Here is a 24646-nt window from a genome sequence, read left to right as displayed (position 1 = left end):
TGCCGCTCTGGAGGCTAAAAGTGAGCATCCCCTTGCGAAGGCAGTCCTGGCGTATGCCCGGCAGCAGGGCATCACCCCCGAAGAAGTGACCGCATTCACTGCCCATGCGGGAAATGGTCTGTCCGGCACGCTGGATGGAAAGCGGCTTACAGGGGGCAGCCTGCGGTTTATTGCATCCCGGAGCCCATTGTCCCCGGAAACGGAGCAGGCAGCCAATGCCTGGTCGGAGCAGGGGAAAACACCACTTTTGTTTCTGGAGGATGAAACCTTTCTGGGCATGATCGCCGTGGCGGATACCATCAAGGAGGACAGCCCGGCAGCCATCCGGCAGCTGCAAGCCATGGGGATCCGGGTGGTGATGCTGACCGGGGACAATGCCCGTACCGCCCGTGCCATTGGCGCACAGGCAGGGGTGGATCAGGTGATCTCCGATGTACTGCCGGAGGGCAAGGAGGCGGAGATCCGTCGTCTCCGGCAGCAGGGCAGGGTGGCTATGGTGGGGGACGGCATCAACGATGCCCCGGCGCTGACCAGTGCGGACATGGGCATCGCCATCGGTGCCGGTGCAGACGTTGCCATCGATGCGGCGGACGTGGTGCTGATGAAAAGCCGGCTTTCGGATGTGCCTGCCGCCATTCGCCTGAGCCGGGGCGCTCTGCGGAATATCCACGAAAACCTGTTCTGGGCATTCTTCTACAACGTGATCGGCATTCCCCTGGCAGCCGGGGTATTCGTTCCCCTGGGGCTGACGCTGAACCCCATGTTCGGGGCGGCTGCCATGAGCCTGTCCAGCGTATGCGTGGTGTCCAACGCCCTGCGGCTGAATTTCTGCCGGCTGTATGACACCCGGCGGGATCACAAGGGGAAACCGGCGGCAGCATCCGGCAGCACCCAGACCCGAACCCTGCACATCAAGGGCATGATGTGCGGTAACTGCGAGAATCATGTGCGCACCGCCCTGGAGGGCATCCCGGGGGTCAGCGTTCTACAGGTGAGCCATACTGCCGGTACGGCACAGGTGCTCCTGGATGGGACGGTGGCAAATGACGCCTTGAAGCAAGCAGTCAAACAGGCTGGATACAAAGTCACAGCCATAGAATCACAGGAGGTATGAAACATGATTCGGACAATATTACAGATCGATGGGATGATGTGCGGTCACTGCGAGGCGCATGTGAACGACACCATCCGGCAGGCATTCCCGGTGAAGAAGGTGGAATCCTCTCACACCAAAAAGGAAACCGTCATTCTCAGTGAGGAGCCGCTGGATGAGGAAAAGCTCCGGGCAGTGATCGCCCAGACCGGGTATACCCTAGGGGAGATCCGCACGGAGCCTTATGAGAAAAAGGGCCTGTTTTCCTTCTTAAAGTAATCAGCTCTAAGCCAACACCGCCCCGGAGAATTCTCCGGGGCGGCTTTTTATGACAGCACCACAGAATTTCTGCAAGGGTGCTGTCTTATTTTTTTGCCGTGTGATGCAGCAGATTCAGCAGCACATAGCCCCCGATCAGCAGGACAATGGCGCCGCACAGGATCCCATACATGGCAGGCAGGGGCACCTTGGTGCCGAAGAAGTACAGATTACAGTCGATGGAGTCCTTGATGCTTTCAATGATTTCCGCTGGGAACTGCTGCGCCTCCATTTCCGCATACACCCCACGGAGCGCATGATTCCGCAACAGGCTTGTGCCGTAGGTGCCAGGCAGGAAGCTGATGACCTTTTGCAGACCTGCTCCGAACTGGGAGATGGGCATATAGGCACCGCAGATAAAGCCATATCCGGCGCTGATGATGGTGCCAACGGCGGAAATCTGACCCTGGGAGGACAGGAAGAAGTTGATGACGCTGGAGAGCGCTGTGCCGAACAGCACCAGCAGAACCACATCCGACAGCAGCAGGAACACGTCCCCGGCGGACATGTACCAGCCCACCTTTGCCAGGTAGAGCATGCCTGCACCCAGTGCCAGGATGCAGATGATCAGAGTGCTGATGATGGTGGCAAAGTAATAGCTCAGCGCCAGGGTGGAGCGGCGCACCGGAGTCATAGTCAGATCCCGCCGGGCACCGGTCACTTTGTCCTGTACCATGAGGGCGTTGCAGCAGACGGATACGGTGACGCAGCTGACCGCCAGCAGGGAGGAAAGCAGTTCTCCTCCGGCAGTGGCGTCAATGAGCTTCTGGGGAATGTCCATGCCCTTGGGCAGGGAGGAGGCAAAGCTGTCCCGGTAGACCTTTGCCAGGAAAGTGGCGTACAGCACCAGCAGGATCATGGGGGTGATCAGGGACGTAAAGAACATGGCTTTGTCCTTGAAAAACAGCTTGCAGTTGCGGCGGATCAGATTGCCCAGTCCTGTCATTTGTCCATCCCTCCCGTCAGTTTCTTGCCGGTCACCGCAAGGAATACGTCGTCCATTTTCCCCTTGGTGATCTCATAGTCCGTAAACAGTGCCGGATGGGCTGTAATGAGCCTGGTGGCTGCTGCCGTATTGGGCACCGATACCCGGATGGCATCCCGTAGCTGCTCATAGGGCAGCCCCAGTGTCTGCTTCTGGGCATCATCCAGTCCGTACAGGGTGATGAAATCCCCGGTGTATTGATTTTTCAGCTCCAGGGGCGTGCCCTGGGCGGCAATGGCACCGCTGTCCAGGATGATCACATAGTCCGCATCCGCAGCCTCCTCCATATAGTGGGTGGTCAGAAACACGGTCATGTGCGCCTCCTGGCGCAGCTTCTGCACCACATCCCACAGCAGCTTCCGGGTCTGGGGATCCAGTCCGGTGGTGGGCTCGTCCAGAATCAGAATCCGGGGCTGATGCAGCAGGGCACGGGCAATGTCAATGCGCCGCCGCTGTCCCCCGGACAGCTTGCCCACCGTGCGCCCCAACAAATCCTCGAAGTCCAGCAGCTTTGCAAGCTCCTCCAGCCGCTTCCGGAATGCCTGCCCTTTGATGCCGTACAGGGCTGCCCGGCTTTGCAGATTATCCCGGACGGTGAGGGCTTTGTCCAGTACGGAATCCTGAAATACCACCCCCAGCATCCGGCTGATGTCCCCCATGTCAGCGTCCGTATCCTTGCCGCAGACAATGACGGTGCCGCTGTCCTTGCGAAGCTGTCCGCAGAGAATGGAAATGGTGGTGGATTTTCCGGCACCGTTGACCCCCAGAAAGGCGAACAGCGCTCCGGCGTCCACATGGAAGGACAGATCCCGCACCGCATGCACCTCTCCGAAGGACTTGTTCAGCCCCTTGATTTCAATGATATGTTCCATGTTGGGTCCTTTCTGTTTATTATACATCGCTTGTTGCATATCCTATGATGCTATTATACGACATTTTTCTGCCCTTGTCAATAGGAAACCGCCTCCGATGGGAAATCGGAGGCGGTCAGAATCCGGACGCTTATTTTTGGGGGAATAAACCGGTGAAATCGAAGGTCGCAAAGTAGTCAGCCGGTGTTTCCGCCCGGCGGATCAGCTTGAAGCTGCCGTCCTCGCACAGCAGGATCTCCGCAGAGCGCAGCTTGCCGTTGTAGTTGTAGCCCATGGAGAAGCCGTGTGCTCCGGCGTCGTGGATGGCAAGATAATCCCCCATGTCGATCTTGGGCAGCATCCGGTCAACGGCAAACTTGTCGTTGTTCTCGCACAGACCGCCGGTTACGTCATACTTGTGGTCGCAGGGTGCATTCTCCTTGCCCAGCACGGTAATGTGGTGGTATGCCCCGTAGATGGCAGGCCGCATCAGATTTGCAGCGCAGGCATCCACGCCGATGTATTCCTTGTAAATGTGCTTTTCGTGTACTGCCTTGGTGATCAGATTGCCGTAGGGGCCAAGCATGAATCTGCCCAGTTCGGTAAAGATGGCTACATCCCCCAGCCCTGCGGGTACCATGATCTCCTCGAATGCCTGGCGGACGCCCTCGCCGATGGCGAGAATGTCGTTGGGTTCCTGTTCCGGCCGATAGGGGATGCCCACGCCGCCGGACAGGTTTACAAAGCGGATGTCTGCACCGGTCTCCTTCTTGAGCATGACAGCAGTTTCAAACAGCACCCGTGCCAGCTTGGGGTAGTAGGCGTTGGTGACGGTGTTGCTTGCCAGGAAGGCATGCAGACCGAAGTGCTTGACCCCCTTCTGCATCAGGATCTTGAACCCATCGATCAGCTGCTGGGTGGTAAAGCCGTACTTTGCCTCCCCCGGATTGTCCATGACATGGGTTTCGATCTCAAAATGTCCGCCGGGATTGTACCGGCAGAAGATGGTCTCCGGCAGACCTGCAACCTGTTCCAGAAAGTCAATGTGGGTGATATCATCCAGGTTGATGTATGCGCCCAGCTTCTTTGCCAGCTTGAAATCCTCCGCCGGGGTCACATTGGAGGAGAACATGATATCGCTGCCGGAAAAGCCGCATGCCTCGCTCATCATCAGCTCCGTCAGAGAGGAGCAGTCCACGCCGCAGCCCTCCTCCTGCAGAATTTTCAGAATAAAGGGATTGGGGGTCGCCTTGACTGCAAAGTATTCCCGGTAGCCCTTGTTCCAGGCAAACGCCTGCTTCAGCTTCCGTGCGTTCTCCCGGATGCCCTTTTCATCGTACAGATAGAAGGGGGTGGGGTACTGGGCGGCGATGCGCTCCACGATCTCCTTGGTTGCAAACGTTGTTTTCATAGTACAGATCCTTTCTCGTTTTGATACAGCTCGATCAGCTGAATTTCATTCCGCATGGCTTCTTTGAACAGGTCGATCAGGTTCTTTTTCCGGGAGTACAGACAGGTGCCGTCCGTGGTCAGATCTCCGGTCAGCACTGCGTTGGAGTCCACGATCAGCCGGATCTGACCCGGGTGGCAGTCCGCCGTATAAAACCGGATCCCCGGCTGGGAGAAGGGGACGTCCGTAATCACTGTGACCTGCATGCCCCGTTCTGCGGCTGCCGTCAGGCTTGGGATCAGCGGTTCGAGACAGACCCGCTCCGCCGACAGATACAGCCGCTCCGCCCCATGCTCGATCATAAAGACCGCCTTGTCGATCATGTTTTCCTGCCCGCCGATGGTCAGATAGCCTTCCGTCTGTGCTGCCCGGGGTAGTAGCTGCTGGGCAAGCTTGTCCTTCAGCTCCTCCAGCATCCGGATCCGGTTGCCACAGAATTCCTCCGGCTTGACCGCCACATACCGGGTCGCTGTGTCCTCCAGCAGGTAAGCGGCGCCCTTTTCCACCAGACTTGCCAGGGAGGTGTAGCAATTGGAACGGGAGATGCCCAGCTGTTTGGCAACCTCATAGCCGGTCATGGCTCCGTCCGTGGTCAGCGCCATATAGATCAGCGCCTCCTGCCGGGTCAGGGCAAACTGCATCAGCATTTCCGCCGCATCCATCATTCACTCCGCCTTTCAAGTAGTATCTTTCAGGAACACTATAGCACGATGCTGGCGATTTGTCAAGTCCTTCTGCAAAAAAAGATGAAGTCATGTGGAAACGTGTCGCTGATTCGGTTGCATTTTTGGCAGTTTTATTTCTTTTCCCCCTATATCGATTCGATTTTAGATGTTTTGCACAAGATTTCGTTTTCCAGGTTGACCTATTTATGAAAACAAGCTATAATGTATATATATAGTGGGGAGAATACAAACCAGCCCCATATTCTCGTACCCCAGAGAGATACAACGGGTGCATGAAAACCTATTTCACCGATGGGGGGGAACACTTTGAGAAAAAGTGACATTGTTGCCAGAGTCAATTATGGTACGCTGCTGGTAGACGTGCAGGAGCATAATCGGATCATTTTTGCAGACGCCGGGTTTTACGCCATTACCGGCTACACCCTGCAGGATGTGGAAAAGCAGCAGCTTTGTTTTCAGGATCTGTTCGTCAAGGAGGATTTCCCGATCTACGCCAAGGAGCTGCGCGCCATTCTGGCAGTGCAGGATACGGCGTATCTGGAGCACCGGCTCCAGCGCAAGGACGGCAGTGTGACCTATGTATTCTGCTTCGGCAAACAAAGGCAGGATGAGAACGGCAAGCTCATCGGAGAGATTACGCTGACGGATATTTCCCACATCAAGCGGCTCCAGGCCAAGTTCAATGAAACAGAAATGGAACTGGAGGCGCTGATCCAGAACCTGCCGGGCAGCGTCAGCATCGTGGAGATCAAGGAAACTGCCATGCATCTGCTCCACGCTACAGAGGATTACTTCCACCAGTTCGGCTACACCCGGGAGGAATATATGGAGACCTCCAACGGGGGCATTCTGGGCAAGCTGTTCTATCCACAGGATCTTCCCATTCTGAACCAGCATATCGCTGCCATTGCCCGGGGGGAAAAGACTATTTTCATGCAGGTACGTGTGATCCGGAAAGATCAGTCCCTGATGTGGGTGGATGTGCGAGGACAGTTTTTGCGGATACAGAACGGCAACCCGTTGTTTTATCTTGCCACCTTTGATATTACCAAGGCGAAGCAGCGGGATGAGGAGCTGCGGCTTCAGACAGAGCGGTACCAGCTGATTGCCGAGCATACGGATGAGCTGTTCTACGACTATGATGTCAAGCACGATACCATGAATCTGCCGCTGAATTTCCTGCCGGTGCGGCAGGGAAAAATCCCGGCAGTCATCCCTGGCTATCTGGAGCGGAGCATTCCCAAAAAGGTGGTGCATCCCGAGGATTATCCCCGGTTTCTCCGGGAACTGATGTCCTGTCTGACGGAGGAGAAAAAGACCTCCATTGAGGTGCGCATGCGCATGCCCGGTGCGGAGGATTACGAATGGTATCGGCTGGTTTGCGTGTGCTCCGCCAACGAGCAGGGGGAGATCGTCCGGCTGTTCGGCAGGCAGACCAGCGTGGATAACCTGCGGCGGCTGAAGAAAACTGTCAGCGAGGATAAGCGCATCATCGAACGGTTGTCCACCACGGATCCGGTTACCGGTCTGCTGAACCGGGTCGCCTTCAAGGAGCGTAGCGCTCTGTATCTGGAGGAGGCGGACACCAATGCCTGCTACGCCTTTGTATATTCGGATTTCAACGATTTTTCCTATGTAAATGATAATTTCGGCTACGATTCCGGCAATACCATGCTGTATGAGTTCGGCTCCATTATCAGTTCCTCTCCGGCAACGGTATTTGGCAGCCGGATCAACTCAGACTATTTTCTGTGCCTGATGAAAACTGATACCCGGGATGAGCTGGAGCGGCTGGTGCGGGAGCGGGATGCCCTGTTTGTCCAGCGGCAGCGCAAAAAGTATCCTGCCAGTGAGATCCAGGTAGCAACCGGCATCAGCTTTATTGACCCCCGGCATTTTGAAGTGACGGAGGAAATGGACAATGCCAATCTGGCACGGAGGAAGGCAAAGACCGGGAAAGATGATCTTTGCTGCATTTACTACGAAGCACTGCGGACGGCCCGGGCGAGGGAAAAGGCCATTGCCGCAGAGTTGCATGGTGCCATTGCATCTCGCACAGTGGAGTTGTTTCTTCAGCCCAAGTTTATGATGGACGATCTGCGGATCATCGGGGCGGAGGCACTGGTGCGCTGGCGGAATCCGGACGGCACCTACCGGATGCCCTCGGAATTTATCGATATTCTGGAAAAGGTGGGCTATATCGTAGAGCTGGATTTCTTCATGTATGAGGAAGTGCTGCGGAGCCTGCGCCAGTGGCAGGACAACGGGATGCCCCTTGTGCCCATTTCCGTGAATTTTTCCCGGCTTCACAACAACTACCCCAACTTTGTGGATCGGGTCATTGGCCTTGCCAAAAAGTACCAGATCGACAGCCGCTATATTGAAGTAGAGGTAACGGAAAGTGCTTTTGCATCCGATGCGCAACAGATGGAGCGGAATATGTGTCGCCTGCGAGAGGTCGGTTTCTCCATTGACATTGACGATTTCGGCAAGGGCTACTCCTCTCTGAGTCTGCTGATGGGCTCTCCCATTGATGTGGTGAAGGTGGATAAGGCGTTCGTGGACAGCATCGAGCTTTCCGAAAAGCACCGGGAGTACATTAAGCGTATGTGCATGCTGATCCAGGCAACAGAAAAGGAGATTGTTTTCGAGGGCGTAGAAAACCGGAAACAGGCGGATTTCCTGTGTGCCTGCGGCTTTAAGAAGGCACAGGGCTGGCTGCTGGACAAGGCGGTGCCGGTTTCCGTGTTTGAACAAAAATATGTGGGCAATCCCTTGAGATGATTGACAGAATGCAGGGACTGTGTTATACTGGGGAGTGTTGACACTAAGAGAATATGCAGATTTTGCCGAAAAGATGCGTTGTTAGGCTTAGCGTCAACATGACCTAGAACAGAAATTTCCGGAGCGTACTGATATGCGCTGAGGTGAGAGCCTTGGCGCATTTTTCTGCCGTTCCGGAGAAAAGAGGATATTGCAATGAAGGAAACGAAAACAAAAAAGCTGGTGCTCAGTGCCGTACTGTTGGCGTTGGCAACCGTATTGAGCTTGTTTAAGGTGTATCAGCTGCCGCTGGGTGGCTCTATTACGCTGCTGAGCATGCTGCCGGTGTGCCTGCTGTCCATCCGCTATGGGGTCAAATGGGGACTGACCTGCTCCTTTTTCTACGGAGTGATCCAGATCGCCCTCAGCTTCGGTGAACTGATGAGCTGGGGCATGACCGCCGGCACCTGGGTGGGCTGTCTGTTGTTTGATTACCTGCTGGCGTATGGCTCCCTGGGCGTAGCCGGACTGTTCCGCAAGCATGGCGCCGGTGGGATCACTGCCGGCATCGGTCTTGCCATGGTGCTGCGGTTTATCAGCCACTTTATTTCCGGTACCATCTTTTTCGCAATCTGGTGCCCGGAAGGCTGGAATGTGGTGCTGTACTCCATCTGCTACAACGGCTCCTATATGCTGCCGGAAATGGCGTTCACCATGCTGGGGGCATTCGCCCTGTTCCGTGCGCCCCAGACCCGCAGCTTTGTGATCGGTGCCCAGTCCTGATTCCAGGCAATACCGCACAAAGCCCGCCTGTCGGCTTTGCGCAGTGTTGCCTCAAACGGAATATGCCCCGGAGGCGGCTCGTCCGCTTCCGGGGTTTTGTCTTAACAAAACTAAAGATTTCAGTGCAAAAGCTTTACATGGATTTAAATCGGAACAGATTGTGCATTTTACAGGCTCCATGCTAGAATAAGGTCACAGCAAAAAACACAAATAAACATGGAGAAGGAGAATGCATATGAAAAGGTTTCTTGCATTGTTAAGCTGTGCTGTATTGATGGCAGCTACCGCAGTGGGCTGCGGCAGTCAGAACGAAAAAATCACAGTGGTGGCCCGTGAGGACGGCTCCGGTACCCGTTCCGCATTCAGCGAGCTGATGGGCGTAGTCAAGGATGACAAGGACAACACCACGGATACCGCAGAGGTCACAAACAGCACCTCCGTTATGCTGACCACCGTGGCAGGCAATAAGGCTGCCATCGGCTATGTGTCTCTGGGCTCGCTCAATGACACTGTAAAGGCGGTCAAGGTGGACGGAGTAGAAGCCACCGCAGAAAATGTGAAGGCAGGCAAATACGCAGTATCCCGTCCCTTCAACATCGTGACCGGCAAGGATCTGACCCCTCTGGCACAGGATTTCATCAGCTACATCCTCAGTACGGACGGGCAGGCAGTGGTGGATGAAAAGGGCTACATCAGCGTCACCCAGGGCGAGGCGTACAAGGCATCCGGTCAGACCGGTACCCTGACCATTGCCGGATCCACCTCTGTGGCACCGCTGATGGAAGTGCTGGCAGATAAGTACATGGCGCTGAATTCCGGCGTGAAGATCGAGATCCAGCAAAGCGGCTCCAGTGCCGGCATCACCTCCGCCGTTGAGGGAGTATGCCAGATTGGCATGGCGTCCCGGGAACTGAAGGACAGCGAGACCGCCAAGGGTGTTACTGCTACAAAGATCGCCATGGATGGCATTGCCGTCATCGTCAACAAGGACAACAGCTACTCAGAGCTGACCTCCGACCAGATCCGGAAGATCTACACAGGCGAAACCACCCGGTGGTCGGATCTGAAGTAAGCTTGGTTCGTTTCCCCTCCTCACAGACCGCAGTTTTGCGGTCTGTTCTTATTTTGCAGAAAAACTTCTGAAAAATGGGTTGACAGCGAGAAAGATATATGATACAATTGGCTCATCGTTTTGTGAAAGGAGGTTCTGACTATGTTTGTACATCTGCGCCGCAGCAATACCATGATGCATTGTATACGGAAACCATCGGAGCCTGCCTTTTGCGGAGGGGTTTCTGCGTTCTGACGCAGGGTACCCTAAGGCGTCGCCGGATGGATTCCGGCGGCGCCTTTTTGCGCTTTTTCACAGTTGAAAGGAGTGAGTCGTATCAAAACATATTTGTACATTGCTCGTCTGCGGATGCAGACCATGCTGGCATACCGGTTTGAGGTCTGGTCTTATCTGGTATTACAGATTCTGATGATGATCGCCATCGGTTATTTCTGGAGGGCAGTCTATGCCGGCGTGGACATCAGCCACGATGTATCCGTACAGGGCATGACTACCTACACGGTGATCTCTGCGCTGGTGTCCTCCCTGTCCTACATGGGGGTGGAGGATCGGATTACAGAGGCGGTGAAATCCGGCAGCATTGCAACGGATATGATCAAACCCATCAATTTGTTTTCCCTGTATCTGGCGGAGGATATCGGCAGCCTGGTTATCAGTCTGTTCCGCTCCGCCCTGCCCATCCTTGTGGTGGGAGCCCTGTTGTTCGGACTGCCGGTTCCCGCATCCGGGGGGCATTTCGGGCTGTTCCTGCTGAGCTTTGTGCTGGGCTATGGCATCAACTGGGTGTTTTCCGCCACCTTTGCTATGCTGGCATTCTCTGCCATCAGTCTGGGCCCTGCATTTTCCGTAAAATATCACTTTGTAAATCTGCTGTCCGGCGCTATCATTCCCATCTGGTTCTTCCCCCATTGGTTGCAGGTGACTCTGCAATGGCTTCCCTTTGTACATATCTTCCAGACGCCTCTGAGCATCTACATCGGAAAGTATGACATGGGTACCTGCCTGGAAATGGTGGGTATCCAGACACTGTGGCTGCTGGCACTGGGAGTTTTGTTCTATTACGCCCAGCGTCGTGCGACACGCCGGGTGCTGGTACAGGGTGGCTGAGAAAGGAGTGCGTGCATGAAAACCTTAAGACAATACTGGTCGGTGGCAGCCATGTCCATCCGGCTTTCCATCCAGTCCTGCTTTGAGTATCCCCTGGCATTTGTGGGCTGGCTCATCTCCAACCCCATGCAGTTTCTGGTGGGCTTTGCGACCATCAAATTTGTGGTCATGGAGTTCGACGCCCTGGCGGACTGGAACTTCAAAGAGCTGGCGTTTTTGTACGGCATGTCCGTGCTGAGTCATGGCCTGTCCGTGATTTTCTTCACCAAGACCTGGTACATGGGCTGGACGATCCTCCGGGGAGAAATGGATATGCTCCGGCTGCGGCCCATGAACACCCTGTTCCAGTTCCTGTTCGGGGAAATGAACTTTGTGGGGCTGACAGACCTGGTGCCGGGCGTGATCCTCTTTGTGTACGGATGCATTTCCGTGCAGTTTCAGTGGACGCTGCACAATACGGCGGCAATGCTCTGCGCCGTGGTGGGAGGCACCCTGCTGCGGGGCGCATTTTACCTGGGATTTGGCTCTCTGACCTTCTGGACAAAAAGCCCCTTCCATGTATCCAGCTTTTTTCAGGAGCTGTTCAACCGCACCAATATGTACCCCCTGTCCATGTATCCCCGGGCGGTACAGTTCATATTCACCTTTATTCTGCCCATGGGATGGATCTGTTTTTATCCGGCGTCCGCATTCATGGGCAAAGCATCCATGCTGACCCTGCCCTATGGCATGGCGTTTGTGACCCTGGCGCTGGGCATCGCCCTGTTCGCTGTGGCATGCGCCGTATTCCGGGCAGGATTCAAGCAATATGAAAGCGCCGGATCGTAAGGAGGTTTGCATATGGCAGTGATCGAAGTGGAACACCTGGTCAAGCAGTTCCAGTCCGTGAAAAAGGAAAAGGGACTGAAGGGCTCGGTGAAAGCATTGTTTAAACCGGAGCGTCGTACCATAACAGCGGTAAAGGATATCAGCTTTTCCATTGAGCCGGGAGAGATCGTCGGGTATATCGGCCCCAACGGCGCCGGCAAAAGCACCACTGTGAAAATGATGTCCGGAATTCTGACTCCTACCTCGGGGGAGGTGCGCATCAACGGCATTTCTCCGGTGAAGGACCGGAAGCGGGTGGTGCAGCAGCTGGGAGTGGTATTCGGGCAGCGTACCCAATTGTACTGGGATCTGCGGCTGGGGGAGAGCTTTGAGCTGCTGCGCCGGGTCTATGACGTGGATGACCGGACGTTCCGGGAAAACATGGACATGATGAACGAGATTCTGGACATCGACAGCATCATTGACACCCCGGTGCGGCAGTTGTCCCTGGGACAGCGGATGCGGGGAGACCTGGCAGCAGCCATGCTCCATTCCCCCAGGGTGCTGTTCCTGGATGAACCTACCATCGGGCTGGACGTGGATGCCAAGCATGCCATCCGGAAGTTTATCCGGCAGATCAACCAGACCCGGGGCACCACCGTCATTCTCACCACCCATGACCTGGGAGATATCCAGGAACTGTGCAAGCGGCTGATTATCATCAATCACGGGATTATCATCGAGGACGGCTCCCTGGATGAACTGGTGGAACGGATTGCCCCTTACCGGGAACTCATCATTGACTTTTACACGGAGCAGCATGTGGAGCATCCCAGAGCGCAGATTGTCCGGCAGGAGGGCGCACGCACCGTGTACCGGTTCCTGAAGCGGGAGATTACGGCGGCAAAGCTGATTGATGAGATCGGACAGCAGGCAGCCATCAAGGATATCAGCCTGGAGGAGGCAGACATTGACGATATCATCCGGGTGGCGTATCACGGAGAAGCATAAAACAGGATACCGTTCGGGGCATACCCGGACGGTATTTGGTTTTGTGCAGGTTGCACATTGTAGTTGCTTTATGCTAACTTCGAGATGCATAAACATCCAATTTTTCTGAAAAACCACGTTGGAAAGGGAAAATCCCCTTGACAATCCAGGGGAAATGCGCTATGATGATACTAATGAAGTTAGCGAAAGCTAACATAAACGAAAGAGGGAGTGAGCATGATGCCTCTGACATTTGCGGCTGTTGGCGAGGAAAATATGATCAAAAAAGTCGGCGGCAAAGCAGAAACAAAGAAGTTCCTGGAGAATCTGGGATTTGTGGCAGGCGCAACCGTGACTGTCATCAGCCAGATCGGCGGGAATGTGATCGTGAACGTAAAGGAATCCAGAGTGGCTGTTTCCGAGGAAATGGCAAGCAAGATCATGGTTTAAGGAGGCAGAGAAGATGGCAACACTAAAGGAAGCACGCATCGGTCAGACTGTTCGGGTCAAGAAGCTCAACGGGGAGGGTGCAGTCAAGCGCCGGATCATGGATATGGGCATTACCAAGGGTACGGAGGTTTATATCCGGAAGGTAGCACCCCTGGGGGATCCGATCGAGATTACAGTTCGGGGTTATGAGCTGTCCCTGAGAAAAGCGGATGCTGAAATGATCGAAACGGAATAATGGTTTGCACATTGGTTAGCGAAAACTAATTAGTGAAAGCTAACTGAAATAAGGAGAAAGGATTGCTGATATGGGAATCAAAATAGCGCTTGCGGGAAATCCGAACGCAGGCAAAACCACCCTGTTTAATGCGCTGACCGGATCCAACCAGTTTGTGGGTAACTGGCCCGGCGTAACGGTTGAAAAGAAGGAGGGTAAACTGAAAGGTCACAGCGATGTGACCATCACAGACCTGCCGGGTATTTACTCCCTGTCTCCCTACACCCTGGAGGAAGTGGTAGCCCGGAATTATCTGATCCAGGAGCGGCCGGATGCGATTCTGAACATCATCGACGGCACCAACCTGGAGCGGAACCTGTATCTGACCACCCAGCTGGTAGAGCTGGGCATCCCAGTGGTGGCAGCCATCAATATGATGGACATTGTCCGGAAGAACGGGGATAAGATCAATACAGAGGAGCTTGCCAAGGAGCTGGGCTGCCAGGTAGTGGAGATCTCCGCACTGAAGGGCACCGGCATCAAGGAAGCGGCTGAGACTGCCATCCAGGTAGCAAAGCAGGGTACTCCCATGATCCCCCAGCACCAGTTCGGCGGCTGTGTGGAGCATGCCATTGCGCATATTGAAGAAGCGGTGCTGCATAATATCCCGGAGGAACAGCAGCGCTGGTACGCCATCAAGATCTTTGAGCGTGACGAAAAGGTTCTGGAGGCACTGTCCATTTCCAAGAGTGATATAGAGCATATCGAACAGGATATTGCCGCAGCGGAAAAGGAAATGGACGATGACGCAGAGAGCATGATCACCAATGAGCGGTATGTGTACATTGCCAACGTCATCAAGCACTGCTACAAGAAGAAAAACAAGGGCGGCATGACCACCTCCGATAAGATTGACCGGGTGGTTACCAACCGGTGGCTGGGTCTGCCCATCTTTGCTGTAGTTATGTTCCTGGTTTACTACATTTCCATGGTCACTGTGGGCAGTGCCGCAACAGACTGGGCAAACGATGGTCTGTTCGGTGACGGCTGGCATCTGCTGGGCATCGGCTCCGGTGCCTATGAGGAAGCTGCCGAGGAATACGGCGACACCAATGCCATCATTGACGGCTATGTGGCTTACCTGGGTGAACAGGGCGCAGACACTGCTGCACTGGAGGGCTACATAGATCCGGAGGCTGACACCTTTGACGGGGAAGCAGCCAAGCATGCAATTCTGGAATTTGAGAAGCAGTACAGTGCAGATTTCTCCTACGACGTTGAGGATGAGGAAACCCTGGAGGTTACCACGAAAACCGCTACCATGGCGGATCTGACTACTGCTGCAGATGCCTTTGCAGGCGGCGAGCCGGATCCGGCTGAGTATGGCGTGTGGGTACCGGGTATTCCGGTTCTCATCGAACAGGGACTGGATGCACTCAATTGTGCGGACTGGCTGAAGGGACTGATCCTGGATGGTCTGGTTGCCGGTGTGGGCGCAGTACTTGGCTTTGTACCCCAGATGCTGGTTCTGTTCATTCTGCTGGCAATCCTGGAGGCTTGCGGCTATATGGCTCGTATCGCCTTCGTCATGGACCGTATTTTCCGGAAGTTCGGATTGTCCGGTAAGTCCTTCATCCCGATTTTGATCGGTACCGGCTGCGGCATTCCCGGCATCATGGCATCCAGAACCATTGAGAATGAACGTGACCGTCGTATGACCATCATGACCACCACCTTCATCCCCTGCGGCGCAAAGCAGCCCTTCATCGCCATGATGGCAGGCGCAATCTTCGGCGGTTCTGCATGGATCGCCACCGGCGCATACTTCCTTGGCATGGCAGCCATCGTTATTTCCGGTATCATCCTGAAGAAAACCAAGATGTTCGCCGGGGATCCTGCTCCCTTCGTTATGGAGCTGCCTCCCTACCATATGCCCACCGTGGGCAATGTGCTCCGCTCCATGTGGGAGCGTGGCTGGTCCTTTATCAAGAAGGCAGGCACCATCATCACCCTGTCCACCATCTTCGTTTGGTTCACTTCCTTCTTCGGTTGGGTGGACGGTTCCTTCGGCATGCTGACCGAGGATCAGATGTCCTGCAGTATCCTGGCATACATCGGCAAGGGCATCTGCTGGCTGTTCGCTCCTCTTGGCTGGGGCAACTGGCAGGCAACGGTTGCAGCCGTTACCGGTCTGGTGGCAAAGGAAAACATCGTTGCAACCATGGGTATTCTGTACGGCGGTGACAACGGGGTTTACGCAAACCTGGCTGCTGCATTCACCGGCGTTGCAGGCATGTCCTTCCTGATCTTCAACCTGCTGTGTGCGCCTTGCTTCGCAGCAATGGGTGCTATCAAGCGTGAGATGAACAACGCTAAGTGGTTCTGGTTCGCCGTCGGCTACGAGTGCGGCTTTGCGTATGCCGTATCTCTGGTGGTATATCAGCTTGGTGAGCTGTTCAGCGGCAATGCAAACATTCTGGGCACCATCGTGGCATTCGCCCTGGTAGCCTTCATGATCTACATGCTGGTTCGACCCTACAAGGAAAGCAGTACTCTGCGTACAAAGGTTCGGGTATAATTTACAGGCAAATATCCAAAGGAAGTGGCTTTTATGGAATGGTTCAGTGCAAACATCGGAACGATCCTGGTTTTGCTGATCGTGTGTGCTTTGGTGGCATTGGTGGTGCGGAAAATGCTCCGTGACCGACGAAAAGGCAAATCCTCCTGCGGCTGCAACTGTGGTTGCTGCCCCAACAGCGGCATGTGCCACTCGAAGCCCCCGAAAAAATAGCATCTACCATTTGGTGAGGACGCTGCCGAAAGGAAGCGTCCTCCTTTTTGTCTCCGGGGCGGATGCATAGACAACAGGGCATAGGGGCTGTACCGGAATTGGTATAGCCTTTTGGCTATTGCTGGTTGACAGTTCCACACGCATTTGCTATACTATAATTAAGGCAATACCGCACAAAGCCCGCCTGTCGGCTTTGCGTAGCATCTGCTGACGAAAAATCTGTTGGCACATCTACCACACAATCTTTGTGCGGTGTTGCCTGAAGGTAGCATGGTATAGACGCTGCTAAAAAACAGGGAGGATGAAAACATGAACAACCGCAAACAGAAATGGACTGCGCTTGGAGTGGCAGGCGCATTGCTGCTGCCTTTGGCAGGCATCACCGGATTTGCATCGGATGCAGCCGATGTGCGAACCCTGCAAAAGGCATTGATTCAGAAGGATGCCCTTGCCCAGGGACAGGATCTGAACGAAGACGGGGCAGTCAATGGCTTTGACCTGGTGCGGCTGCGCCGACAGGTGCTGGAGGCATCCCAGTCCGGCGAGATCCGGGAAACGGACGTTGCCATTACGGAGCAGACCGCCAAGCTGGTGGGCAGGACCCTGCGGAAGGGGGACACCACCTGGCTGGTGCAGAGCGGTGCCGCTGCGGAATTTACCGTGACCGGTACATCGGCGGAGCTGACGCTGGCAGGGGACGGCTGCGCAGCAGGAGATGAGAGATACCGTCCCCGGTATGCGGTATATGTGGATGGAGAACTGCTTTGCGATAGCCTGATGAGTGAAACGGAAACAAAGCTCCAGCTGTTTTCCGGGGATACGGTTCGCCACGCAACGGTGAAGGTGATCCACCTGTCGGAGGCGAACAACGGTGCCATCGGTGTAAGGAATCTCCATGTCGCCGCTCCGGATTCTTTGGCATCCCCCTGCGCTCCTACGGCGAAAAAACCCCTGTCCATCGAGTTTATCGGGGATTCCATCACCTGCGCTTACGGGGTGGAGGGCAAGGATCAGTATGAAGCCTTCCGGACGGATACGGAGAATTTCATGAAATCCTATGCGTATCTCACTGCCCAGCTGCTGGATGCAGACTACAGCGCCGTATCCTACAGCGGATACGGGGTGGTTTCCGGCTACACCACCGGGGAGCGGAATACGGAGTCCCTGGTGCCGGATTGCTATGACCTGGTGGGCAAGCTGCCGGATTATGCAGAAGCATGGGATTTCGACAGCCATACCAACGATGTGGTGGTCATCAACCTGGGTACCAATGATTCCTCCTATCTGAACCAGGATTTTGATGGGCGCAAGGATGAATTTACCGTAGCCTATACCACATTTCTCAAGCAGGTGCGGGAAAAGAACCCGAAGGCAGCCATCATCTGCACCATGGGCACCATGGGGGGCGAGGATCTGTATCCTCTGATCCAGCAGGCCATCACGGATTACACGGCGGAAACCGGGGACAGCCAGGTGCGCAGCTACCAGTCCGCCACCCAGAAGCCTGCCAACGGGCTTGGCTCCGACTGGCACCCCTCCGCCCTGACCCATGAGCTGAGCGCCTATGTGCTGGCGGATCAGATCTGCACCGCCATCGGCAGGGAGTGGAGCAAGATCGGGCTGGATGCTGCGTCGGACGGTACCTACGATGTGAAGATCAACACAGAAGCCGGCGCCAATGCCGCCCATTATGTGGGCTACGACAAATCCTTCTGGATCAATATGGTGGACGGCGGCACGAAGCCGGAGGATATTCAGGCATATGTGGGGGGACTGACCCTGACACCGGGCACCTATGAGCTGGCGTTTGATTACACCTCCACTGTGGATGTGACCGTTACCTATGGAGTACAGCAGTTGGAGAATCCAGAGCAAAGCTGCGTTTCCGGCAGCATCGATGCCACCGGCACCAAGCAGCATGCAGCCAAGACCTTCACCATTACCGAGCCTGTGGAGGATGCGGCAATTGTATTTAATCTGGGAGGGACGGATTATTATAACATCACCCTGTCGGATATTACGCTCTTTAAAAAGGCGTAAGCAATATACTACAAGGATTGCATGCTGAAACGAATGACACAGCTGATGCAGAAGCGGCAAAGTCCTTTCCACTGCGGAGATTGACGGATGCAATACCGAAATAAAAAGGGCAGCAAGAATGTGCATAAATCATAGCATAATTGTGTATTGACTATTCAAGAAAATATGATACAATTAACTTGTGAGACATGCAGGCAACGTTTGGTTCACGTTGCATGGTGGATTTTTTGGGGAATAACCCTTGTTATTTCCCTGTGATGGATTCATCCTCCCTATTACCGCATGTTTCCACCCCTGTTTCAGGCGTACCGTAGCTGCATCTGCGGTGCGCTTTTCTTTTGTCTGAAAAGCTGCTGCCCGCCACCTGAACAAAGAAGCGCATGCGTTCTGCATGCGCTTTCGTTTATATAGCGTAATATTCTTTCAGAAATTCCAGCAGAACGCCGGGCACATCACTGCCGTAATGCCCCTCTATGGGTTCAAACGAGCCGGGAGCGGACAGTTCCACGAGCCGCTGGGTCAACTGCTGTATAGGGTCGGGATCGGAATCCGCATTCTGACTGGAGGCAAGATCCTCCGGCATCCGGGTACTGTACCGGAGCATTACGAATTTGTCCATATGGGATTGAGCGCAGCCGAAGTCGCTTTTCCAGGCATCCGGTGCCGGATCATGCTTTAGCTGGGAATAGACCTGGAAGGTAGGGTCTGCGATCAGATAGCCCCCGAAGGGCTGGTTTTCGTACTGATCCGCCTGGAACAGGGCGTAGTGACTGAACAATGCGCCGGTGCCGTAACCGCATAGGGTGGAGCGTTCGTAGCACAGGGAAAATTCCTGTCCCAGCCGTGGCATCAGATTGTCGGTAATGAAATGCAGCAGGGCTTCCCGCTTCTCCAGGATGGTCTGCATTTTGGCACGTTCCGTCTGCCATTCCCCCGGATACCTGGAAAATCCCAGACTCACCAGGATCACCGGCTCATAGTTTGTTCCATCCATCAGTTCCCGGAGGGACAGGGCGCTGGTCAATTGCCACAGGTCATCCATATGGTAGTAGACCCCGTTTGAACCATCATCCCGGAGGATCATCGGTGCATGCTCCTGCAAGGGCGCCTGGGGCACCAGTCCCGTTCGCCAGATGCCGTCCGTATCCAGCATCACCGGGTATTTTTCCTTGGGGTCATATCCGGGCGGCAGGATGATTCTGGCTGTAAACTCCATCCCCAGTTCTTCATCGTAAATCCTAAGCAGCCGCAGGGATTGCTCCAGCAGGAACTGGGCGGCATGATCCCATTCCTCGGCGATAAATACGGTGAGGGCAGTGCGCTCCCGTTCCGCCTTGGTCATGCGGTTTACCAGAGTGATGGATGAATCCTCCGGTGGAGGATTCACCTGGGAGTGTATGGATTCTGCCTGTCCGGATGCCTGGGAAGCACCCGAAGACAGACTGCATCCGGTGCAGCCCAGCAGCAATACGCTTGCTGCTACAAGAGCCATGGATTTCATGGGTATATCCTCCCTGTTGCACGTTTCCTTAAATACAATCTGATTATATCAGACAATCCCTGTCTTGTCAATCCCTATAAAATCTGTACAGCATGTGTGTGCCGAGAAAAGAGGAAAAAAGCCTTGCAAATGGATGGGTATTGTGCTATAATACCAATGTAATATACAACAGCATGCGAGAATTAGATGGTTTGTACAGAGGCAACCTGTACGCACATGCTGACTTTAAGGGGGAATTTATCATGAACAGGTACAAATCCTTTGGGGCAGCCCTGATGTTTACCATTGCTGCCCTGTCTGCGGCTCTGCCGGGTGCCGGCGGCGCAGACACCAGCTATCAGATGCAGGTGGCAATTGACCTTGGCGGCGAAGGCAAGGCGATCAGCCCCTATATCTATGGCATCAACCAAAGTGGAAACCAGGATAACTACAGTAAATTCACGGTTAACGCCATCCGGCAGGGCGGCAACCGGTTTACTGGCTACAACTGGGAGACCAACGCATCCAATGCCGGGGCAGACTGGCAGCACTCTTCGGACGCCCATCTGTCCGATTCCAGTGATCCGGCGGATTGTGTGCAGACCCTGTCCAGGGAGGCGACGGCCAACGGCATTGGCTATAAGCTGGCGACTTTGCAGCTGGCAGGCTATGTGGCAGCGGACAAGAACGGTTCCGTATCCGAAACGGAGACTGCTCCCTCCGACCGGTGGAACCAGGTTGTGCTGACCAAGGGCAGTGCCTTTGCGGATACGCCGGATCTGACGGACGGAAACGTATATATGGATGAGTATGTGCATTACATCATCGAAAAGCTGGGAAATTCTCAAAGCGCTTCCGGCATCCAGGGCTACAGCCTGGACAATGAGCCTGCTTTGTGGAATACCACTCACAGCCGGCTGCATCCGAATCCGGTGACCATTGCGGAGCTGCACGAAAAATCCGTGGAAATGGCAAAGGCAGTGAAGGCACTGGATCCCGATGCGGAGATCTTCGGCCCTGCCCTGTATGGCTACACCGCCTACGATCACCTGGCGGATGACGACAGCTCTACCGAATGGGGAACCCTCCAGGCAGAGAAGGGCTATCACTGGTATCTGGACTGCTACCTGGATCAGATGAAACAGGCATCCGATGCAGCTGGTACCCGTCTGCTGGATGTGCTGGATATTCACTACTATTCCGAATCCGCAAGAGTCGGGGCGGAGGATCGTGTCCAGTCCGTCCGGACTCTGTACGAGGCTGGCTTTGCGGAAAACAGCTGGATCGGCAAGTGGTGCCAGGCGAATGTACCCATTCTGCCTACGGTGCAGAAGTCCATTGACACCTACTACCCGGGTACCAAGCTTGCCATTTCCGAGTACAACTACGGGGGCGAGGATGTGAGCGCCACCATCGCCCAGGCAGAAGCCCTGGGCTGCTATGCGGATGCCAACGTATACTTTGCGTCTCTCTGGGGCGGCAATGAATACATGTTCTCCGGCATCAATCTTTACACCAATTATGACGGCAAGGGCGGCAAATTCGGGGATACGCTGATGCCCACAAAGACAGCGGATGTTTCCCTTGCAAGCGCCTATGCGGCTGTCAACGGTACGGATCAGAGCGTTGTGACCGCCATGCTCACCAATAAGGACATGTCCAGACAGGAGACTGCCTCCATTGCTCTGAATAATTCCGACAAGCAGTATAAAGCAGCGGCTGTGTATGCAGTATCCGGAGACAGCGCCGACATCCGGCTGCTGGATATTGTAACGGATGTGTCGGATAATACGGTTCAGGTAACACTGCCTGCATACTCCGCAGCCATGATCGTGATCTCGGATGACGCCTCCGCCTTTGACGGTCTGGAGATTTATGATCCCAGCAAGGTGACCGAACGGGTGGAGTGTTTTGAGGATCCGGAGAGCATGCTGAACGCAAACGGCTATGTGGAGATCCCCATTACGGATCCGGAGCATCTCAAGGAGATCCGTATGACTGCGGATGTGACCTCCAGCGCAGGCTCCTCCTGGGCGTATGCAGGCTGTGCAGTGTGCATCAACGCAAAGGATGCCGCAGGCAACGAGTTCTGGACCTCCAAGGGTTATCAGCTGAGTCTGGGTACCGGCAGCAAGGTAAAGGTGGAATTTGACGGTACACTGGAGAATGCTGACAAGGAAACGGTGGAGGCGGTGATTGCCGACGGTAAGGTAGAACTGCAAAAGTGGTGGGATGCCTCCGCTGCAAAGGAAGAAGAGAAGGAGGATACCATCACTGTCAAGTACACCAAAGTGGAGGTGGTATACAGTGTCAGCGACACGCCTTCCATCCTGCGGGGAGATGTGAACAGTGATGGAGAAGTCACCATTGCGGATGTAGTACGGCTTTGCCGCTATGTGGCAGAGGATACGGAGCTGACTCCCGCCATGGCAGAGGAACAGCTGCGCTGTGCGGATGTGAACGGGGACAGCATTGTGGATTCCAGTGACATTACCCTGATTGCCCGGTATCTGGCGCATCTGGTGGATGCTCTTTGAGCGTTTTCTGAGAAACAAAACAGCACCATGTATTCGTACATGGTGCTGTTTTTGCGTTATACGGGTTTGGATGCTTTCTGGGAGAAGCATCGGTGGATGAGCCATTCCAGGGTGGCACACAGCAGGCAGAACCCGGCAGTGAGCATTGCCATCAGCAGATAGCGCTGCAAATAGGGGCGATTCAGCCACAGGTCAAATCTCATGATCAACTGTCGGGCAGCGTAGTGATTGAAGTAAATCAGCATGGACAGCCGGTTGATGTGCCGGAGCCAGGGCATCTGGAACAGGGCGGAGATCCGGCTCTTGCCGCTGAACACCACTGCCACCAGCAGGGGGATGGGGAGCAGGGCGCCGTACATGAGATGCGCACTGAAGCTGGGGAAGATCCACACCAGGAGCAGATAGACGCTGAACAGCACCTCGATGAGAGTCAGCTTGGTGCTGTACTTTCGGTCAGAGAGATGCTCCCGGATCCACTGTGCCAATGCCCAGGTGGTAGCCCCGGCGCAAATGCCGCAGAGGGCACGAAGCACGCCGCCGCTGAAGGGGCCGATACAGTCGTTCTGATCGAAGTAGCCATTGTCCATCTGGGTGAAAAAGCCGTACAGCATCAGCGCCGCCGTGGGGCTGAATACATGCAGGAAAAAGTCCGGCTTTTTGCAGAGGAAGTAGTACAGAGGCAGCATCACCAGCAGCATGGCGGAGATGTACCAGGTCACGCTGTTGACGCCGATCTGCCGCACCCCGGACATCTGTACCAGAAACAGCTCCGGTACGCTGCCCAGGATCAGCTTCCACAGCGTGGTCAGGGCGGATACATCCTGGTGGGCGTGCAGCTCAATGCAAAACCGGATTACAAAGTTGAAGGAAAAGGAAATGAAGTAGATCCCGGCGATGCTGCGGAATTTGTGTACCACAAAGCGGACGGCGGCTTTTCCCGGCTCCTGGATCTGCTCCGTCCGGTGGCGCATGAAGCTGTTCGCCATCAGCATGCCGGAGACGATGAAGAAGAAATGCACCCCGAACCAGCCCCACTTGTCGGAGATCTGCCGGGCAAGACCGCCGGCAGGCGCCAGCAGTCTGGCGTGGTACAGAAAAATACACAGGGTAAAAAAGAATTTCAGCGCATCCAGCTGATAGTTGCGTTTGGATTCCATATAACTCCTCGATTCTGATTAAAACTACATAGTAGTATAGCACCAATGGAGAAATAAGTCAAGGAAATCTTTTGAAAATGCGGTTCCGGAATGTTCGCAGCTTTTTTTCCGTGTTTTTCATTGCACCCTGTGGTATGATACATACATCGGAAGTCCAGAGCCGCTGCTTCCTCCAAAAGCAGGGCGGTGCACGGGGCAATGCCCACAGTGTATGCCGGAGCCGATGAGATGAATGTATAGAGCATGAACTCTAGCACACATTCCGTACCGTTCATACGGATCCAGCCGCATGCCGCTCACCGGCGGTGTGCACCACAAGAAAAAAGCGTATGATCCATGTACCCCTGCGCCTCTGGCGGGAGCAGACAGGTACCATGCCGGCTGCCCTGCCCGGCGGCGGATACCGTATGCGTCCACCCCGTGCCGCAGATCCTGCCGCCCGGGCAAAGCCATACTGAAGCTGTCGGCCGCACGCCGAACATGTCCGGATCATACCACGACCATCCGGCGGCACTGCCGCTGTTCCATAGGAGGAATACATATGAAAACCATGATCATTCAGGACAATCAGAGAGGCTTGCTCATCAAGCACGGCAGATTCATGCGGCTGCTGGAACCGGGAAAATATCGCCTGTTCGGGGATACCCGGGTGGAGGTGCTGGAGCTGGACCAGCCTCTGACCTCCGGCAGCTGCACCCTGGAGACCCTGTTAGCATGCCCGGAGATTGCCAAGCAGACTGCTTCCGTCCAGGTAGCAGACCAGCAGCTGGCGCTGCATTTTGTGGACGGGATCTTTGCGGAAGCCCTGTCCGAGGGGCAGCATGCCTTCTGGAGCATCCAGCACAGCCATACCTTCCAGCTGGTAAGCATTGCTACCCCGGAGGTGGCACCGGATGTGCCCCGGTATATCTTTTCCCGGCTGCCTTCCGTACATTATGTGAAGGTGGAGGTATCCCCCTACGACCGGGCACGGCTGTACTTTGACCGGAAGCTGGTGGGCGTGCTGGAGCCGGGCACCTATTACTACTGGCGGTGCAGCGTGCAGGTGCAGGCGGAATTCGTGGATACCCGG

21 protein-coding genes and 1 pseudogene are annotated in these 24646 nt (G+C 54.9%); 16 read left to right on the top strand and 6 right to left on the bottom strand.

Annotated features, from left to right (window positions below; translation table 11 throughout):
• Both QVO51_RS03195 and QVO51_RS03190 read left to right on the top strand, forming a co-directional pair.
• On the top strand, window positions 1-1114 hold a 1114-nt coding region (locus tag QVO51_RS03195), incomplete at its 5' end, for a metal-transporting ATPase (RefSeq protein ID WP_288167803.1).
• Between the two features lie 3 nt (window positions 1115-1117).
• Window positions 1118-1372: a heavy-metal-associated domain-containing protein gene (locus QVO51_RS03190; RefSeq protein WP_015557700.1), complete on the top strand. Its 255-nt coding sequence runs from the start codon at window positions 1118-1120 to the stop codon at window positions 1370-1372.
• Between the two features lie 85 nt (window positions 1373-1457).
• Here the strand turns inward: QVO51_RS03190 and QVO51_RS03185 are convergent, their stop codons facing one another.
• The 4 genes from QVO51_RS03185 to QVO51_RS03170 form a co-directional block, all read right to left on the bottom strand.
• Window positions 1458-2357, bottom strand: a complete 900-nt coding sequence (locus QVO51_RS03185; protein ID WP_022357205.1) for an ABC transporter permease — start codon at window positions 2355-2357, stop codon at window positions 1458-1460.
• Window positions 2354-3268, bottom strand: coding sequence for an ABC transporter ATP-binding protein (locus tag QVO51_RS03180; protein ID WP_022357204.1), 915 nt, complete (start codon window positions 3266-3268; stop codon window positions 2354-2356). Before QVO51_RS03180 ends, QVO51_RS03185 begins: the two co-directional genes overlap by 4 nt.
• Before the next feature lie 130 nt (window positions 3269-3398).
• The gene (locus QVO51_RS03175; protein WP_015557703.1) at window positions 3399-4658 is read right to left on the bottom strand and encodes a diaminopimelate decarboxylase; all 1260 of its coding nucleotides are present in this window, start codon (window positions 4656-4658) and stop codon (window positions 3399-3401) included.
• On the bottom strand, window positions 4655-5362 hold the full coding sequence (locus QVO51_RS03170; protein ID WP_197533018.1) for a TrmB family transcriptional regulator: 708 nt from the start codon (window positions 5360-5362) through the stop codon (window positions 4655-4657). The genes QVO51_RS03175 and QVO51_RS03170 overlap by 4 nt, the downstream gene beginning before the upstream one ends.
• Window positions 5363-5689: 327 nt before the next feature.
• Here QVO51_RS03170 and QVO51_RS03165 point away from each other — a divergent pair, with 327 nt between their 5' ends.
• The 11 genes from QVO51_RS03165 to QVO51_RS03115 all read left to right on the top strand — a co-directional run bounded on the left by QVO51_RS03165 (window position 5690) and on the right by QVO51_RS03115 (window position 18400).
• Window positions 5690-8167, top strand: a complete 2478-nt coding sequence (locus QVO51_RS03165; protein WP_288167802.1) for a sensor domain-containing protein — start codon at window positions 5690-5692, stop codon at window positions 8165-8167.
• Between the two features lie 195 nt (window positions 8168-8362).
• Window positions 8363-8929: an energy-coupled thiamine transporter ThiT gene (locus QVO51_RS03160; protein ID WP_022357202.1), complete on the top strand. Its 567-nt coding sequence runs from the start codon at window positions 8363-8365 to the stop codon at window positions 8927-8929.
• A gap of 235 nt (window positions 8930-9164) precedes the next feature.
• The gene (locus QVO51_RS03155) at window positions 9165-10001 is read left to right on the top strand and encodes a substrate-binding domain-containing protein (protein ID WP_022357201.1); all 837 of its coding nucleotides are present in this window, start codon (window positions 9165-9167) and stop codon (window positions 9999-10001) included.
• A gap of 306 nt (window positions 10002-10307) precedes the next feature.
• Window positions 10308-11108, top strand: coding sequence for an ABC transporter permease (locus QVO51_RS03150; RefSeq protein ID WP_288167800.1), 801 nt, complete (start codon window positions 10308-10310; stop codon window positions 11106-11108).
• Between the two features lie 15 nt (window positions 11109-11123).
• Window positions 11124-11936, top strand: coding sequence for an ABC transporter permease (locus tag QVO51_RS03145; protein ID WP_022357199.1), 813 nt, complete (start codon window positions 11124-11126; stop codon window positions 11934-11936).
• Window positions 11937-11948: 12 nt separating this feature from the next.
• Entirely contained in the window at window positions 11949-12926 is a 978-nt protein-coding gene (locus tag QVO51_RS03140) for an ABC transporter ATP-binding protein (protein ID WP_022357198.1), read from the top strand.
• 216 nt (window positions 12927-13142) lie between these two features.
• On the top strand, window positions 13143-13355 hold the full coding sequence (locus QVO51_RS03135) for a FeoA family protein (protein ID WP_022357197.1): 213 nt from the start codon (window positions 13143-13145) through the stop codon (window positions 13353-13355).
• Between the two features lie 13 nt (window positions 13356-13368).
• Window positions 13369-13590 (top strand): FeoA family protein, encoded by a 222-nt coding sequence (locus tag QVO51_RS03130; RefSeq protein ID WP_015557710.1) that lies wholly within the window; start codon window positions 13369-13371, stop codon window positions 13588-13590.
• Window positions 13591-13660: 70 nt separating this feature from the next.
• On the top strand, window positions 13661-16147 hold the full coding sequence (gene feoB / locus QVO51_RS03125) for a ferrous iron transporter B (protein WP_022357196.1): 2487 nt from the start codon (window positions 13661-13663) through the stop codon (window positions 16145-16147).
• A gap of 33 nt (window positions 16148-16180) precedes the next feature.
• Window positions 16181-16360 (top strand): FeoB-associated Cys-rich membrane protein, encoded by a 180-nt coding sequence (locus QVO51_RS03120; protein ID WP_022357195.1) that lies wholly within the window; start codon window positions 16181-16183, stop codon window positions 16358-16360.
• Window positions 16361-16669: 309 nt separating this feature from the next.
• Window positions 16670-18400: a GDSL-type esterase/lipase family protein gene (locus tag QVO51_RS03115; protein WP_022357194.1), complete on the top strand. Its 1731-nt coding sequence runs from the start codon at window positions 16670-16672 to the stop codon at window positions 18398-18400.
• A 403-nt stretch (window positions 18401-18803) separates the two neighbouring features.
• Here QVO51_RS03115 and QVO51_RS03110 read toward each other — a convergent pair whose 3' ends face one another.
• Window positions 18804-19901: an alpha/beta hydrolase-fold protein gene (locus QVO51_RS03110; RefSeq protein WP_022357193.1), complete on the bottom strand. Its 1098-nt coding sequence runs from the start codon at window positions 19899-19901 to the stop codon at window positions 18804-18806.
• A 242-nt stretch (window positions 19902-20143) separates the two neighbouring features.
• Between QVO51_RS03110 and QVO51_RS03105 the strand changes: the two genes are divergently transcribed.
• Window positions 20144-22417, top strand: coding sequence for a glycoside hydrolase family 44 protein (locus QVO51_RS03105; protein ID WP_022357192.1), 2274 nt, complete (start codon window positions 20144-20146; stop codon window positions 22415-22417).
• A gap of 56 nt (window positions 22418-22473) precedes the next feature.
• Here QVO51_RS03105 and QVO51_RS03100 read toward each other — a convergent pair whose 3' ends face one another.
• A complete protein-coding gene (locus tag QVO51_RS03100) occupies window positions 22474-23574 on the bottom strand; it encodes an acyltransferase family protein (protein WP_022357191.1) in 1101 nt (366 codons plus the stop codon).
• A gap of 329 nt (window positions 23575-23903) precedes the next feature.
• Here QVO51_RS03100 and QVO51_RS03095 point away from each other — a divergent pair, with 329 nt between their 5' ends.
• Entirely contained in the window at window positions 23904-24032 is a 129-nt protein-coding gene (locus QVO51_RS03095) for a hypothetical protein (protein ID WP_015557718.1), read from the top strand.
• A gap of 83 nt (window positions 24033-24115) precedes the next feature.
• Window positions 24116-24646 (top strand): annotated as a pseudogene (locus QVO51_RS03090) (slipin family protein); the annotation flags it as partial.

It is taken from the genome of Ruminococcus sp. CAG:379, from assembly GCF_000434255.1.
Classification (GTDB): Bacteria; Bacillota; Clostridia; order Oscillospirales; family Ruminococcaceae; genus Ruminococcus_F; species Ruminococcus_F champanellensis.
This window is presented reverse-complemented; position numbering and strand designations above follow the sequence as displayed.